We start from the raw sequence: 16,836 nt of genomic DNA, 5'->3' as shown, positions 1-16,836 counted from the left end.
CGTTGCTGAACAGTAAAATATCGTTGCATAGAGAATCATGTTAATGACAAAAAAGTTGTTGTTAAATCTAAAATGTCCCTAGCTGAGTATCTTGACCGACTCTATAAGGCTAAAAAAGTATGTGCTCCCTCGTACATTGAGAAAAACATACTGGTCAAGGCTTCAAAAGTTAATAACAAACGATTCATATTATTTTTATGAAAAAATGGCCTAGTTTTCACTAAGCCATTTCTTTTATTACAAAACCACAAGTAATGATCAACCTACCTTAACATGTTGGGATGGTCGATAAGATGTGCTGTCTTTTGGAAGGATTACAGTTAAAACTCCCTCTTCATAACTTGCTGTTAAATTGACATTAGAGACCTGCTCGTTCAGCTGGAACGATCTGCTGAAAGATTGTGGAATAAATTCACGGTACATATACTGCTCTTCGCTCTGTTCCTGCACAGGGGCTTCATACGAAATTGTCAATATTTTATCTTTTATTTCAATTTTAAACTGTTCTTTCTTGAGACCAGCAGCATAGAGTTGAAGTGTAAAAAATGCACTATTCTCTTCGATATTGACAAGTGGACGTATATCACGAGAAAACTCATTTCTAAACTTTCCAAATTGCTGTTCGAATTGATTTTTTAACTTGCCGTATTTAGCAAAACAGTCTGCGGTGTTATTATTTCTATTAAACATTGTCTTTGTATTAAAATTAATTGATCGGGATAATGGCGAAATTAGTGTGTTGAACTTTGTGAGAAACTGGACGCAATGGCGAACTGTTATCTGTTCTAAAATCAGGCGTAACCGGGGTCCAATATTCCCGCAACATTTTTTTAGATTTCTTATTGCGCATCCTGCTAGCTATAAATATCCCTACAGCACTCAAGATCGTAGCTGCTATTAATAATTTAAAAAGCAGTCCGATGACGAAGGACAATAAACCTACAACGATTGTTACTCCTAAGAGCTTTGGTATGATAAATCGAATTTTATTTTTCATGTCTTGTTTTTTTATAATTATTTTAAAGGCCTTTTGATAGAAGACGCACTTGAATCCATAATACTTTAAAAAAAATATCTTTTTTCAAAGTATTATGGGCCTGAAAGAAATTGTAGCGTATAAAAAAAAAGCAACAAAATGAATTTCGTTGCTCTTTTTTACATTAATCTATATTCCTTTTACTGCTTTTTAATTTCATCATCATTTCTATTCTGATCGTGGCAAGCTGCTGAAAATCTACGTTTCCATTCTGCTTTGAATCTGGATCTATCCTCATCACTTAACTGTTGTGAAGGGTTGCTAAAATCATGTCCATGACACATGTCACCTCTACGGCCTTTAAATCTAAAACCACCAAAAAGAATCTTCGATAAGAGTAGAAGACCAAAAGCCTGCCAAAAAGAGATTATCTTTAAACCAAATATTTCGGGCATAAGTACATTCCAGAGTAACTGTACTCCCCATACAAATAATAAGGCAAGTGTGATTCCGCAAGGGATCATAAAAAAAAGTTTTTTCTTTTTATTGCCACTAAATCTATTGTTCATAAGTTATCTTTTAATATTAAATTTCATTATAAAGCACGCGAAGCCTTTCTCTAAGATGCTTCACAGCATATCCTTTACGACTGATGATAGTCTTTATGCTTTCTCCTTCTTGATCTGCTATTTCCTGTAGCGTCATATCCTCAATCTCATGCCATAAAAAAGTATTTCGCTGTTTTTCGGGCAATTCATCCAAAGCTTTCATAAGCTGATCCCAAAAAAGATCTTTGAACATTTTCAGCTCGGCATCATTTGTATCATCAGCCAGTAATATTTCTTTAATCTGTATCTTTCCCTCATCATCTTCATAGGTATGATCTTCCAAAGATTCTGGTTTCTTTTTACGATATAGATCTGTTATCTTATTTTTAGCCACCGCATAAAGCCATCCGCTCATATTCTCCAACTGGTCGATATTAGAAAGCCGGTTTGTCTGATACCATACTTCTTGCAAAATATCTTCAGCATCCTCTATCTTTTTAACCTTTCCATTGATGAAACGAAGCAATTGTGAGCCATAGTTTTTGACGACCTCGGATATTGAAGATGTTTTTTTATAAGACATGTTTAAGGTATGAGTAGCATCCATGCATTTGTAGACGATCGTCACGGGTTATTACTTTAAATAATTCAAATTAATTTGTACTAGTCACTTAAGCATACTTATAAACGATGATGATAAAGGTATTGTTTTAAATATTTATACCCAATCTTAATTTTGATTTGGTCATTGCAGAACCATTGAACTGCTCCAATATTAACAACAATATCTTGCCTATTGTTATAAAACTTTAAACTCGCCTGATCAAATTAACAGATAATTCACACATGTACAACCATTTTAACACATAAGATTAATACAAACGAATGATCTCATTCGAACAAACTTACGTACGAATCACATAAGTCAATCTCCAAAATATTACGCTATTTCAAATAACCATTCTCAACCTTAACCGAACAAAATAGATACAGTAATCAGATATCCGCTTATCTGCTCTATAAATTTTTACTTGTTACTATTAAAAAAAATTAATCACTCACAACAAAAAAAACATCAGTAACAATAATGCAACATTTAATGATAAATGGATAAATACCATCTTATCTATAAAAAAGAATATTACTAATCATCTTCAGATTAATTACGAGTACATATGTAAATAGGATAATGAGCCCTCATATCAAATTGTAAATATTCTTGTCAATGCACCTTGACAAAAAGTTAAGATTTTTTATACGTTAATCAACGATATACTATGGAAACATAGTATTTGTGCTGCCAATATGAATAATATTGATATTCCTTTACAACGGTTTCGCAATGATGCACAGCATCATACAAAAATACCTTTATAATAAAATATTGAAACGATCTTTTAGCATTGTTTTAGCAGCATGATAACCGCACATACCGTGTACTCCTCCCCCTGGAGGAGTAGAAGATGAACAAATATAAATCTGTTGATCGGATGTTCTATAGGGTTTTAACTGTACAGTAGGTCGGGTAAATAATTGCCGGATATCTATAATACCACCATTAATATCTCCTCCAATATAGTTTGGGTTGTAGGCTTCCAGTTGTGCTGTATTCATTGTACTTTTTGCAGTGATTCGTTCTTTGAATCCCGGTGCAAAGCGTTCAATCTGATTTTCAACTGCAACAGAAACATCTCTGATCGAACCATTAGGTACATGACAGTAAGCCCAAACAGTATTTTTACCGGCAGGTGCTCGGCTGTTATCGAATTTACTTTGCTGAGCGAGCATTACAAATGGTTTTTCGGGATATCCGCCTTTTGATGTCAGTGATTCAGCAGCAGCTATTTCTTCATAAGTATTACCTAAATGAACAGTAGCAGCATCCCCACATCGCTCATCTAAAAACGGAATTTCTCCATCAATAATAAAATCCATTTTAAAAACCCCCATGCCGTAGCGATAAGATTCTAGCTTTTTTTTGTAGGCAGTTGACAATCTATGTCCTGCTATTTTTAAGATCTGCTTCGGTGTTAGGTCAAACATAACGGTATTATACGGTGCCAGCTCATCAATATTTTCTACAAAATAATTAAGTTTTAATTCGCCTCCTAAGGAAGTGTACAAGGAAACTAATGCATCGGCAATAGCCTGTGATCCGCCCTTAGGAATAGGCCATCCATATTTATGTCCAACAGCACTTAATATCAACCCTATTGCTGAAGAAGCTATATTCGTAAATGGCTGAATGGCATGCGCAGACATACCTGCCCATAATCCTCTTGTATGAGTTTCCTTGAATTTATTGACCATTGTAGCCGCTGGTTTTAAAGCCTGCAGTCCAAATTTAGCCAATAAAAGGGGACGTTTCGGAAATTCAAAAGGACCCATTGTTGCAGAAGCGATATAATCCCATTCGGAAACAATAGGGGCAATCAAATCGCGGTACACCTTTCTGTCCAAACCTAATCCCTCGGCAGTTTCTGAAATAGAGCGACTTAAAAATGCCGAAGAACCATCGTCAAAGGGATGAGCAGCCTGGTACTTAGTAAAAATAAATTCCAGTCCGTGCGCCCTCAAATCCAAAGCGGTAAAAAACGGAGAAGCCAAAGCCATTGGATGGATAGCAGAACAGATATCATGTCGATATCCCGGTTCAATCAAATCGGCCGTACGCATGCCTCCTCCAACAGTATCACGACCTTCAATGATGAGCGTAGACAATCCTGCTTTCTGTAATGTAATACCTGCGGCAATTCCATTAGGTCCTGAACCGACTATAATAACATCATATGTTTTAGACATAATCGAAGATAATGTTAAAATTTAGTAATCGCATTGGAAATATCCATAATATTTAGCTCAGGTCTTAAACGCAAAATTAAACTTGCCGCTATTCCTGAGCGATAGCCAGAAGCACAGTGTACAAGTACCGTTTTTCCATCAGGAATCTCTTGCAAACGCTCCGTTAACTCGGAAAGTGGAATATTAATCACCTTATCGAAATATTTATCCTTTGCTTCTTTTTCAGTTCTAACATCAATAATGGTATATCGGTCTTGATTAGCCCTAAGGAGGTCCGAATCAAAATCATCTATACTTAAATCTGCGCTGTTTTGATTATAGACAAATATACCCTTAACAAATACTTCATATCCGATCTTTGCGGTTTTCAGTAGCATAGGCTTGATTTTTGACACCTCTGAAACCACAACATAGAATCCCTGGTGAGGGGCAATTAAAGTGCCTAACCAAGTCTCGAATTTATCAGCATCTGGAATATTTAGTGCTCCCTTCCTGTGCGCTATTCTAAAAGCTGAAGAAGGACGAGTATCAATAAAAAGCGCACTTTCTTCCCAATAATTATTGTCAAGTATTGGAACAGCTGACAATGCTTTATGCAACTCATTCGCCCCTAATTTATTGAGTTCTACATTATAAGGGAAATATTGAGGAATATCGGGCTGATCGAGCAACAGTTGCCTTACAAATTCATCCTCATCGAGCCAAGTGAAAGCAGGGTTGGTTCGTTTCTCTTCCCTAATTGTACTTTCCTTCACATTGCGAATAGCATTACCACAGTGAGAGCCTGCCCCATGTGCAGGATAGACAAGGGTTTTATCTGGAAATAGTGCGAAGATATCATGCATCGTATGAAACTGTTGCTTTGCCAATTGCTCACGCTGAGTAGTAAATTCGCCTGAATATGTTCGTAAATCTGGCCTGCCTACGGAGCCAAACAATAAGGAGTCGCCCGTAAAAACAGCATGTGGCTCTTTGTCTTTTTCTAATACAACAGAAATACTATCTGGAGAATGTCCAGGTGTAGAGAGCGCTTTTAAACTAATAGATGGACTTAATCTAATGGTGTTCCCTGTATCGAAAGGCTCAAACTCAAAACTTGCTTTCTGTAATTTACTAATATAAATCTTCGCCTTGGTATAATTAGCGATCTCGAGATGGGAACTGACAAAATCAGCATGCGGGTGAGTTTCTATAACACCAATGATCGTTGCCCCATGCTCTTTGGCAAAAGTATAATAAGATCCTGCATCACGTGCAGGATCTATTAAAATAATTTTTTTATCTACTAAGACGGCGTAGGAGAAATGTGCTAAACCTGAATCAAAAAATTGATATATAATTTGTTTATCGTTTACTTTTTTTGTCTGTGCCCATATACCTGTCCCAGCTAGTAGTAGGCTTTGCGTGAGAAAACTTCTTCTATTTATCATCTGCTTTAACTATTTTTCTTCCTGACTGTTCCCAGCCGATTATCCCATCCTGAAGATTGTATACTTTTTTAAAACCATGCTCAATAAGCCATGATGCAGCCTTACTACTTCGGTTGCCAGATCGACAATAAATGTAAACAGGTCTTGATTTATCTAAAACCCCAATTTGAGCAACAAATACTGTCGAATCTTTCCAATCGGCCAGGGACGCTGCTTCAAGATGCCCTAAAGCATATTCTTTTGGAGTCCGCACATCAACGAGCTGATGCCGCTTTCCAGAGATCCCTTTCTCAAATTTTGTCACGGTAAGATTTTCATACGATTGTGCATTGACACCAGAACATGCTATCAGTACCAAGACAAATAAAACGATTAATTTATTGTACATAAGTATATTTTTTATTTTCTGAAAACCAGCCTTTTCCAAGTAAAGGTTGCTCTGGAATTCTATCTAAAACGACTTTAATAGAATCAAAACTCACATCTTGACCGGATAGCACAATCTGTTCTGTGGAAGGTCTTTCATATTTCCATTTGAGAATACCAATACTATCACGAATTGATGTTTGATAAAGTTTTTTGAGATTAACTTCATTTTCTTTTTTATTTTCCTTTTCGAAGTTTTCATTAAACTTCCTTCCTTTATTGACGACATAAATCGCATTCTCCAAAGAATCAATTTCATAATATAGATATACTCTACCGCCGGCACGGCCAGTAAACTCATAATCTTTAAAAAGATCTGTCTTATGGGGAGTTCCATTTCTTAGATCTATAGGTTGTTTTTTATTAACTTTATACACCAGTGTTGAGTACCGTTCAAATACGGCATCATGCCAACGCACTGAATCATAAGGTGAATAGGTTAAGGTATCACCATTTAAGATAAATTGGCTAACCGTATAATGGCCTACTGCCTTGGAAAGTCCTGGAATAACGGGTTCTTTTAATCGCCCCTGATAATAATGAAAATCATAGCGGTAAGCACCATACACAAAGACAAATACCAAGATAAAAAGTGCTTTAGCAAGATAATATCCACGCCTTTTAGTCCTACTGTCCAACTTTATACGATAATACTGTGGCGTAATTGCTTCTTTTTTGATAAACAACCGATATAAATCTGGAATATACAGGATCAATAAAAACAAGGATAACAATACAAAGTAAGAACTATAGACATGAACAGCCCCGTCATAGGCAAAATTAGCATGAGCAATATTATATAATACACCTGCATTGATAATAGCTCCAATGGCCGTCGTGGCTCTAAAAAACATCAATATACCCGCTCCTATTTCTAAGAAACCTAAGAATATCTGATACCAAACAGAAACTCCTACGGACTGCCAGTATAATTTAAAAGGTGCGTAATCGCCCAGATCGGTATGCAGGTTTGCGATTGAAGGAAAAGGCATCTGCATCGGATAAAATTTAATAAAACCGAATGCAATCAATCCTAGACCGATACGGTAGCGAACCAGTACTCTAAGCCAATAATAAAGTTGATTGTACGACAAGCGTTGGCGCCTACTAGCTAACCAAGTCCAGATTGCGGTTCCAATAGCAGAAATAATTGCCGCAATAGTCCAGGTGGCATAAGAATCTATTCCCCACTTACCACTTTCTGACGAAATCTCTATAAATTCCGGTCTGAAACCGGAGACATTCGCCAATAGTCCATAAAATGAAAAATCTTCAAATAACTTTTTATACCAGGAAAATTGAATGGGAACTACCAGTAGTATAAAAAAAATAAAAGCAAATCTAAAACTTATTTTCTCCCAAGTAGACCAAGCACGATATATAGAACTTCTCTCCGGATACATATTTTTTATAGCTGACATTGTGAAATAATTTAATAAATGGAAATTGGCTTTCTACGGCCTTTGTCTAAGAGGTATTCTTTATTAACCTTGCGCAATTTAACCTGTAGGGACTCTCCTTGTTCATTCTTCCCTGACAGCAATAACACATTTTCACCACTCTTTTGCAATTCAAATTGAAATGATTGTATTGCATTTCTCTTATTTATTGCACGGACCTGATACCGTCCTTCTGGAGCCTGAGCAAAGGTATAACGGTAAAATTCCCGACCACCATTTCCGATATTTTCAAAATTGCGAAGTGAATCAGCTTGCCAAATAATACGAGGTTTATGAAGATCTGCTTTGATATCTGATTTTCGTTTTATACTAAAAGTATTCCAAGATTCAAACACCACATTTTGCCACCGACTACTGTCGGTCAGGGAGTAGGCTAATGTATCTGAATTAAGAACAAACTCATCCACGTTGTATAAACTTCGGATATGCGCTATTCCAGATTCCTTTGGGTATGGGTAATTACTACTTTTCCAGGAGCTGTAGGTCCAAAATCCAAAAAGTATAAAAAATAGTAAAAACCCACCTTTTAATATTACCCTTAGCTTTTTGAGAGGCTGTGAAACTAGCGGATTAACGATCTCTGGCTGTGTTTTCACCTGCCGAAATACTGCGTTAAAAAAACGGGGTAAATCATAGGAAAATAAGGTAATGGCAATCAATAATAGGAATAGACTATACACCTGTTCTCCCAATTCATACACAAAATTGACAATGACAATATTGGCTAAAAGAGCAATTAAAACACCTGCCCCTACTGCTACTGTTTTTCGGAATACCAAGAGTACACCCGCCGTTATCTCTAAAACTCCTATGCCCGGAACATACCCAGCTTTAGTGATTGCAGTACTTAAGTAATAAATCTTCCATAATAAAAAATCGCCGTATTCGGTATTATAATCACTAAGCGTTGGAGCTGGAAACTGAACCGGTACCAGCTTAACTATTCCTGAAGCAATAATGGCAAAAGCCAAACGATAACGTAAAAGTACCCTAAGCCAATAATAGAGCTCATGTTCTTGACTCTTCCGCTTTTTAGTCCATATAACAGCACCAAAAAAAGCAATAATTAAAGCTATGAGCCAATTATACAATCCCTCAAAATGATTCCCTACATAATCGCTTTCAGCTATAAACGATGTTCTGAAAGTCGCTAGCTGATATGCAGATTCAAAGCTGAAGTGCCGAAGAGCTTGATACAAATGAACATCATATGGGAGTGTCAAAATAATAAAAAAGATAAATAAAAGCCGGAAGGAGAAACTCTCAGCTGAACTCCATTTTTTAGTTGAAATAGCTATTTCCATAAAAATATTTATTTATATTGAGGATTTTGTTCTAGATTTTTATCGATCAGAATCTGCGCATACGGAATTGGTAAAAGAAGTCGAAAATCTTCATCTATTCCAAGAACTGTTTTTGCACGTCTTGTGCGCACTAGGTCATACCACCGATGATTTTCAAATGCAAACTCAATTCGGTTCTCCTGTTCTATGGCTAATAATAATGTTGCTTTATCAGCTATATTAAGTTCCTGAATATCGGCACGTTTTCTAATTACATTTAAGTCTGCAAGAGATTTGGCAATATCATTATCCTGCGCATATGCCTCCGCACGAATCAGGTATAGTTCAGCTATTCGGATCAGAAATGCTGGATCTGTTCCATTAGTTCTATAATAGAGATTGCCGAACCAATTGTCCACACCATTTAATACAACTTTAGAAATTAAAGATTGACGCGTTCCCGCGATCGATTTATTATTTAATAAATTAACAATTCCCATTGAAGGTCGGATCCAGCCTACTCCTCCCTTTGTACTGGGTTGCCATTGATAAGCCTGGGTATTAACGACATTAGTTGTATAATATAATTCCAATATGGATTCATTTGTTCCTGAAGCATTGTCTGCAAAAAATGAAGAGTAAGGCGTTAAAAGATTATAATTACTTTTATCATCAATTAATTTGCTGGCATAAGTAATTGCTTCTTTCCATTCCTCCCGATACAGATGGTAGCGTGCGCGAAGTGCCCAAACTGTTTTACGGGTTGCACGGATACGATTGGTAGTATTGGGTAAAAGTTCTTCTGCTTTTATCAAATCTGCCAGTACTTGCCGGTAGGTATCTTCTAAAGAAGATCTTTTTAAATTCTCTAGAGTGTTGGAAGAAGATGTTGGGACTAAGACAAGCTGTACCCCACCCCAGGTTCTACCTAGATCAAAGTAAGACAATGCCCGAAGAAAATAGGCTTCTCCGACCAGTTGATTTCTTACCGCATCTGTAAAAGTTGGAGTAACCGATAGGGCCGGTACTTTAGCAATCACATTATTCGCACGGTTGATCGTATTATATATCGCTGACCATGCAGTGGCTAAAGCGGGTAAATCTGCTCTTACACTGTGATTGGTTAAAGATTGGTTCACAATCTGGCTTCCTGTATATTCAATATTATCGCCGGAGAAAAAACCGATAGTCTGAAATGTATACCCGTAATATCCGTCTGACTGCAACTGATTGTATATCCCTCTAACAGCAGTGTGTGCAGAATTTTCATCATTGATTGTCACCTGATCAGAGGTAGAAATCCGAGGATCTATTTCCAAAAATTTCTCGCATGAGGACAGTGTAAACGTCACGACCAAAGTCCATATATAGCTATATTTAAGAATTTTCATCTGTTATTTTTATCTTAGGTGAAATTATAGTGTTAGGTTAAATCCAAGCTGAAAGCTTCTGGGCTGAGGTGGAGTTCCGAATGATCCAAGTCCCTGTGCATTCGGATTTGAGGTAACATTAGATTCAGGATCTCCTGTATATTTTGTCCAAAGGAACAAATTCGAGCCTAGAAAATATATCCGAGCATTACTAATTCTAGCTTTACTCAAGAAAGATTTCGGTAGTGTATACCCTATCGACAATTGTTTAAGCCTTACAAAGGATGCGTCCTCTAAATAACGGCTGTTCTGATCAATGGTATAGTTATTCCCTATCGATGTTAATCTGGGCACATCGGTAATATCACCATCATTTTGCCAGCGGTTTAGCACATTTTCAAATACTCCCCCGCTAGTAGGATTACGTTCTCTAAAGTAGCGCTCCAGATTTAAAGTGTAGTTACCAAATTGATAAGACAGTGCTGCACTGAGATCAAAACTTTTATAGCTGAACGAATTATTTAAACCACCATAAAATTTAGGATATGCATTATGCATAATTTTGCGGGCACTTACTGGAACTGTTCCATCTTCCAGCTGACCATCAAATATGGCATTTCCGGTTTTAGGATCAACAGCTAACTGCTCATAGAGCCAGAATGAATTCAAAGATTGTCCTTCTTTTAAAATCACCCAATCACGTGTATACTGCGTAATTTGGGTCGGTAGTTTTTCTATTTTGTTTTTATTTCCTGAGATATTGAAACTACTTTTCCACGTAAAATTTTGATTTTGAATATTAACACTATTAATAGTCAACTCATAACCTTTGTTACTCACTTCGCCAACATTGGCCCAGTACTGGGAAAAACCAGAAGAAGTCTTGATCGGTTGTTGCAGTAAAATATTGGAAGTATATTTATCGTAAACATCCAGGGTAATAGATAACCTATTTTTAAATAACTCTGCATCAAAACCGACATTATACTGTGCGGTTGTCTCCCATTTCAAGTCATCATTACCAAGTTGCTGAGGCCCTATACCTGGTAAAGGTGAACCGATAACATCGGCATACGAACTACCTCCGGACCAAAGTCCTCGTGAAGCGAAATTGCTAATCCCTGACTGATTACCTGTAATTCCATAGGATGTTCTAATTTTCAGATCATTTAACCAGTTTACATCTTTCAAAAAGTCCTCTTGCTTCAGTCGCCAAGCAAGCGCAAAAGCTGGAAAATATCCCCAACGATTATTTTTTCCAAATTTGGAAGAAGCATCAGCTCTTAATGTCGCTTCTGCAAAATATTTATCGGAATACTGATATCCTGCTCTTCCAAAAAAAGAAGCAATAGAGTAAGCTGTCCAGTCCTGAGATGAAGTACGGGTAGAAGCTGAAGAAATTAATTTATAACTATTGTTGGCAAATCCATTACCTTCTGCGTACAAATAATTTAAAGTATTATGCTGCAAGGTATTACCCACTAAAGCCGTAATTTTGTGAACGCTATTGAATTGCTTTTGATAGTTTAAGGTCTGCTCATTAATCCAAGTAGTATTTTCAGAAATTCCAGACGTTGCTTGTCCATTGTTAGCTTTTCCAATACTAGTATTGGTATTCCAGTACTGATTTTCATCATATTTGTTGTAATCAGCACTAAAACTGCTCCTGAATTTTAAACCGGGAAGTATATCTGCTTCAGCGAAAACACTTCCGATATAACGTAAACTTAACGTATTGACATCATAATTATCAACTAACACATAAGTATTATCAGATCCTGTAGCCACCCCCTCCTGATCGTGTGTCGCTGTATAGGTAGCCGAAGAAACTGCAGAATTCCACAAACTGACCTGCGGACCGTCACCTGTACGTGCTTGATTTCTTTTTGTTCTAGCAATATTACTTGTAATTCCGATCTTAATGCGTTCATTTAGCTGTTGATCAAAATTAAACTTAAAATTTGCTCGTGAGAAATCGATAACTTTAAAAAATGCTTCTTGATCTGTATACCCAGTGCCTATATAATATCGGGACTTATTTCCTCCACCTTGAATACCTAAACTATAATCTTGCACACGTCCATTTCTTAGAATAAAATCTAAACGATCATAGGTCTGCTGCTCCTCCGGTAGGCCACGACCTCCTTCATTAACAGGTCGAAAAGGTCTGTTAGAAAAGTTTTGATTTAATGATGGTTTATCAATACCCGAGTTAATCCACCATTCATTCGCTAATGCAGCGGTCTCTGGTCCAGATGCCAAATGTGGCAAAGTCGATTTGTCCGCTTGAACAAAACCATTGGAAAGGTTAAAATCAATTTTTGTTTTTGCACCATAACTTCCCTGCTTAGTCGTTACAATAACAACACCATTAGCTCCCCTAGAACCATAAATTGCTGTTGCTGAAGCGTCTTTTAATACTTCTATAGATTCAATATCTGCCGGATTTATATCGGCTAATGGAGATGTAGTACGACCTCCTAAATTTGCATTTTGTAAGCTTGTATTGTTTAGAAAGACACCATCAATAATATAGAGCGGATCACTACTTGAATTAATAGAAGTCGTACCTCTGACACGGACAAATATACCTTCTCCCGGAACTCCAGAATTGGCTACGACCTGTAATCCAGCTGCCTTCCCCTGTAACTGAGCATCAAAACTGGCTACAGGAATTTTATTGACTTCCCCTGCATTAATCTTTGTGATGGCACCAACTACATCTTGTTTTTTTGTTGTTCCATAACCGATAACGACAACCTCATCCAAATTAGAAGCTGTGGGCAATAATTTTATGATACTTTTGGGTGATGTGATTTCTACAGTTTGAGATTGATAACCGAGAAAAGAAACAATGACAGTAGCTGGTAATTTTTGTCCCGTAATAAATTGAAAATTTCCATGACTATCTGTTTGGACAGAATGTGTCACTCCTTGAAGCTTTACAGTCGCCCCCACTATTGGGTTTCCATTAACCTGGTCAACAACTTTCCCTTCAAAAGCCGCATTTACGATAGGAGTAGATTTACTTTGTGCATGGGAATAGGTTGGTTGCCCTAAATGCACAGTTAGGACAAAGAGTACCTGAAAAATCAGATACTTTTGATTTTTTTTCATATTCTTGTAGAAAATTAAGGTAAAAAAAGGTTTCTGACGACAACGCCAATTGGGAATCAGAACCTCATCTAATTTTTAAAATGGGGGAAGCTTGCTTCCCCTTTTTGTTAGTTTGTCGTTTTAACAACACATTCGAGAATCGTAATCCAGGTATTCGGAATGGAATAGGATGGTGAAAAAATTTAGGGAAGAAATTAAAACATCATCTTCATAATGTCCAAAAAGGTTTGAGTCATCAAGCGTAGAATAATATTTCATACTGCTGTTTTTTAGTTAGGTGATTGATCCTGACTGTCTCTAATCAGGGCTTATTGTGCTTATTCTTTAAAAACACTTTGCAAATATAATTTTTTATTTTAATAAAAACTACTAATCCTATAGATTTTATTACACGCATGCATGAAATAGATTTCACGCTACTAAAAGGGACACTAAAAAACTAAAGTATAGGCTTACTTAGCTTATTTTTATTCTCATACTAATGTTCCTGTTCCATTATACGTGAATGATTTTTTCCTCATATTTGCTACGGGCATAATCTGAAATTTCTATTGATCCTGCTAAAATCGAGAACTGGGTGCTATGATAGTCAAAAGATTAAAAAATAAAATCTTATTCATGAATGCAAAATAATTATAGATTTAAATAACGCACTAGAGTTCGTTATTATGGCAACAATATTTAAACCTAAAATTATAAACTTATCATTTATCAATATCGGAACAACAGAAATGCTGCTGTACTATTCAATGTAATTGGATGCATTTTCTATTGGTGGTTTGGAAAAGATAAATCAAATATAAAGAAGATCAATGCAATCAAAGAGATGAAATGAGTAAGTTTTAGGAAAATCGCTGTTACACTAAGTGAAAAACAACGCAGTTAATCAGATTCTAAAAAATCCATGTACCGCATTTCCAGAAGAAAGCTAGTTTCTATAGAAGCCTCAAACGAAGTTGGAATATGGCAAGAATACGAGTTAAAATTCAAAACCAGAACTGATCTTACGGTAAGCACTATAGACAAAAAACATACGATTACATGATAAATCACTTCCCGGAACACCTGATATCGTCATAAAAAAAATGTAAATTGGCTATTTTTGTCGATGGTGAATTTTGGCACGGCTTTGACTGGAAAAGAACCGAAACCGTATTAAATCTAACCGTTTATTCTGGATACCGAAAATCGAACGTAATATGCAAAAAGACGTACGCACTAACCTTGCTCTGCGTGAACTAGAATATACGGTATTCCGGTTCTGGACTCAGGATATCATTAAAAAACTCCCAATTGTAATCAATCAGATTGAATTGTTTATAGAATCCCGAACGTTTTGGAAGTAAATTGACTAAATCTACCTCCTTGCCAGTACAAGAAGTGGATATTCATTTCTTGTCCAAAGTACTGGAGAATTAACTATCGAGGCTTGTTTGAAGCTGGTTGGCCAGTTACAAATAAAATATTTATTCCCTCTTCAATAACTAAGATTTGCTGGTCTCAGTAATTATCGCTAAATTAATTAAGTAATATAAGAAAATGAGTAGCAAAATTATAGGTACTGGACATTATACTCCATCCCACATCGTTAAAAATACATTTTTTCAAGATTCCACATTTTTTGATGAAAATGAACAGCCTCTAAAACAGTCCAATGAGATAATCACACAAAAACTAAAAGAGATTACTGGAATCGAAGAAAGACGATATGCAATGGATGATCAAGTGGCATCCGATCTAGGATTTCAGGCTGCACAAAAGGCGATAACAAATGCGCAGATCGACCCTGAAACTTTGGATTATATCATCTTTGCCCATAATTTCGGCGATGTTAAGCACGGCTCTATCCAATCTGATATGGTACCAAGCCTTGCTTCACGTGTAAAACATCTTTTAAAAATTAAAAATAACTTCTGCGTAGCTTATGATCTACTTTTTGGTTGTCCAGGATGGGTGGAAGGTGTTATTCAGGCAAACGCCTTTATCAAAGCAGGGCTTGCTAAAAAGTGCCTGATCATTGGTGCTGAAACGCTTTCCCGCGTCATAGATCCTCATGATAGAGATAGTATGATCTATGCTGACGGTGCAGGAGCAGTGATAATGGAATCTAGCGATGATGATTCGGGTCTTAAATCTCATATTTCGGCTTCTTTCACACTCAATGAGATTGATTATTTATATTTTGGCCCCTCCTATTTTAATCAAGATTCTGACACAAAATACTTGAAAATGAAAGGGCGAAAAATATATGAGTTCGCATTGACTAATGTTTCAAAAGCGATGAAAAAATGCTTTGACGAGAGTGGATATGACATAAAAGATCTTGCTAAGATCATCATTCACCAAGCTAATGAAAAAATGGATGAAGCTATTGTACATAGATTCTACCAACTGTACAATACACCACAACCACCCGACATTATGCCTATGATCATTCAGAAATTGGGCAATAATAGCGTTGCAACCATACCAACTTTATTAGCGATGATCCTTCAAGGGGAATTGCCTCAACACAAGATCAACAAAGGAGACATCACGCTATTTGCTTCCGTAGGTGCTGGTATGAATATCAATGCATTTGTTTATAAATTTTAAAGCTTTTAACGAAATGCAAATAAAATTATGAAGATTAATTTCAAATAACTTTCATAACCAAATAGAGATGAATCTAACATTACAATAGCAAACAAGATTCAGATCTAAACAAACAATAAGAGATTGAAAACCGCTCCTAATCTTAAATTATAACACTTATTTTTAGATACTATTTTCTATACAAATCCATACGTTGAACATGTCCGATCGTGAAATTCTTAGAAATCATATAGAACAAACTGTCCAGCTTAGTGATGAACAGTTTGATTACTTTTTCTCATTTTTAAAACCTGTATCCTTTAAAAGAAAACAATCTGTTATAAATATAGGGGATCGTGTATTATGTGAATATTTTGTTCTAAATGGTTGCCTAAAAACTTTTTTTGTCAACGATGAACAAAAGATGCATATTCTACAGTTTGCGACAAAAACCTGGTGGGCATCTGATTATGATGCACTTCATAATAATAAAAAGGCGACTGTCAATCTAGACTGTGTTATCGATACCAATGCTCTTTGTCTATTTAGTGAAGACCGGGAAAAAGTTTGCAAAGAAATTCACGAGATAGAAACATTTCTAAGATGGCGTTCAAATAAAGGATATATAGGTTTACAAAAAAGAATTCTCTCCTTGCTTAACAATGACGCTAGAAGCCGTTATGAGCAACTCATGCAACAATATCCTGATCTTTATAACCTGGTACCAAAGCATTTAATTGCGTCATATCTCGGAGTTTCGCGCGAAACATTAAGCAGACTTTATCAGGTCAAATAATCTGACATATATCACCAAAACAAACATTCTTTAAAATGTGATGTATATCACATA

General features: G+C 36.2%; 13 protein-coding genes. 2 read left to right on the top strand and 11 right to left on the bottom strand.

Annotated elements, in window-relative coordinates:
- Positions 1–258 precede the first annotated feature (258 nt).
- The 11 genes from JAZ75_RS11660 to JAZ75_RS11610 form a co-directional block, all read right to left on the bottom strand.
- Positions 259–690: an Hsp20/alpha crystallin family protein gene (locus JAZ75_RS11660; RefSeq protein WP_208701993.1), complete on the bottom strand. Its 432-nt coding sequence runs from the start codon at positions 688–690 to the stop codon at positions 259–261.
- Positions 691–706: 16 nt separating this feature from the next.
- Positions 707–997, bottom strand: coding sequence for a hypothetical protein (locus JAZ75_RS11655; protein WP_208701991.1), 291 nt, complete (start codon positions 995–997; stop codon positions 707–709).
- A 179-nt stretch (positions 998–1,176) separates the two neighbouring features.
- Complete coding sequence (locus JAZ75_RS11650) at positions 1,177–1,545, bottom strand: hypothetical protein (protein WP_208701990.1); 369 nt, start codon at positions 1,543–1,545, stop codon at positions 1,177–1,179.
- A gap of 16 nt (positions 1,546–1,561) precedes the next feature.
- A complete protein-coding gene (locus tag JAZ75_RS11645) occupies positions 1,562–2,107 on the bottom strand; it encodes an RNA polymerase sigma factor (RefSeq protein WP_232789418.1) in 546 nt (181 codons plus the stop codon).
- 788 nt (positions 2,108–2,895) lie between these two features.
- The gene (locus tag JAZ75_RS11640) at positions 2,896–4,326 is read right to left on the bottom strand and encodes a phytoene desaturase family protein (protein ID WP_208701986.1); all 1,431 of its coding nucleotides are present in this window, start codon (positions 4,324–4,326) and stop codon (positions 2,896–2,898) included.
- Between the two features lie 14 nt (positions 4,327–4,340).
- Complete coding sequence (locus JAZ75_RS11635; RefSeq protein WP_208701975.1) at positions 4,341–5,756, bottom strand: MBL fold metallo-hydrolase; 1,416 nt, start codon at positions 5,754–5,756, stop codon at positions 4,341–4,343.
- A complete protein-coding gene (locus tag JAZ75_RS11630) occupies positions 5,746–6,144 on the bottom strand; it encodes a rhodanese-like domain-containing protein (RefSeq protein ID WP_132770348.1) in 399 nt (132 codons plus the stop codon). The genes JAZ75_RS11635 and JAZ75_RS11630 overlap by 11 nt, the downstream gene beginning before the upstream one ends.
- Positions 6,134–7,603 (bottom strand): hypothetical protein, encoded by a 1,470-nt coding sequence (locus tag JAZ75_RS11625; RefSeq protein WP_208701973.1) that lies wholly within the window; start codon positions 7,601–7,603, stop codon positions 6,134–6,136. The genes JAZ75_RS11630 and JAZ75_RS11625 overlap by 11 nt, the downstream gene beginning before the upstream one ends.
- 11 nt (positions 7,604–7,614) lie before the next feature.
- Positions 7,615–8,946 carry a beta-carotene 15,15'-monooxygenase gene (locus JAZ75_RS11620; protein WP_208701971.1) on the bottom strand — a complete coding sequence of 444 codons (1,332 nt, stop codon included), beginning with the start codon at positions 8,944–8,946 and terminating at the stop codon, positions 7,615–7,617.
- 8 nt (positions 8,947–8,954) lie between these two features.
- Positions 8,955–10,316 carry a RagB/SusD family nutrient uptake outer membrane protein gene (locus JAZ75_RS11615; RefSeq protein ID WP_208701969.1) on the bottom strand — a complete coding sequence of 454 codons (1,362 nt, stop codon included), beginning with the start codon at positions 10,314–10,316 and terminating at the stop codon, positions 8,955–8,957.
- A 24-nt stretch (positions 10,317–10,340) separates the two neighbouring features.
- On the bottom strand, positions 10,341–13,412 hold the full coding sequence (locus JAZ75_RS11610; RefSeq protein ID WP_208701967.1) for a SusC/RagA family TonB-linked outer membrane protein: 3,072 nt from the start codon (positions 13,410–13,412) through the stop codon (positions 10,341–10,343).
- 1,539 nt (positions 13,413–14,951) lie between these two features.
- On the opposite strand from JAZ75_RS11610, the gene JAZ75_RS11600 reads away from it, so the two are divergent.
- Positions 14,952–16,007, top strand: coding sequence for a 3-oxoacyl-ACP synthase III family protein (locus JAZ75_RS11600; protein WP_208701965.1), 1,056 nt, complete (start codon positions 14,952–14,954; stop codon positions 16,005–16,007).
- A 199-nt stretch (positions 16,008–16,206) separates the two neighbouring features.
- Positions 16,207–16,782 carry a Crp/Fnr family transcriptional regulator gene (locus tag JAZ75_RS11595; protein WP_208701963.1) on the top strand — a complete coding sequence of 192 codons (576 nt, stop codon included), beginning with the start codon at positions 16,207–16,209 and terminating at the stop codon, positions 16,780–16,782.
- Positions 16,783–16,836: the final 54 nt, after the last annotated feature.

Origin of the sequence: Sphingobacterium sp. UDSM-2020 (assembly GCF_016132525.1) — a bacterium.
Taxonomy (GTDB): domain Bacteria; phylum Bacteroidota; class Bacteroidia; order Sphingobacteriales; family Sphingobacteriaceae; genus Sphingobacterium; species Sphingobacterium anhuiense.
This window is presented reverse-complemented; position numbering and strand designations above follow the sequence as displayed.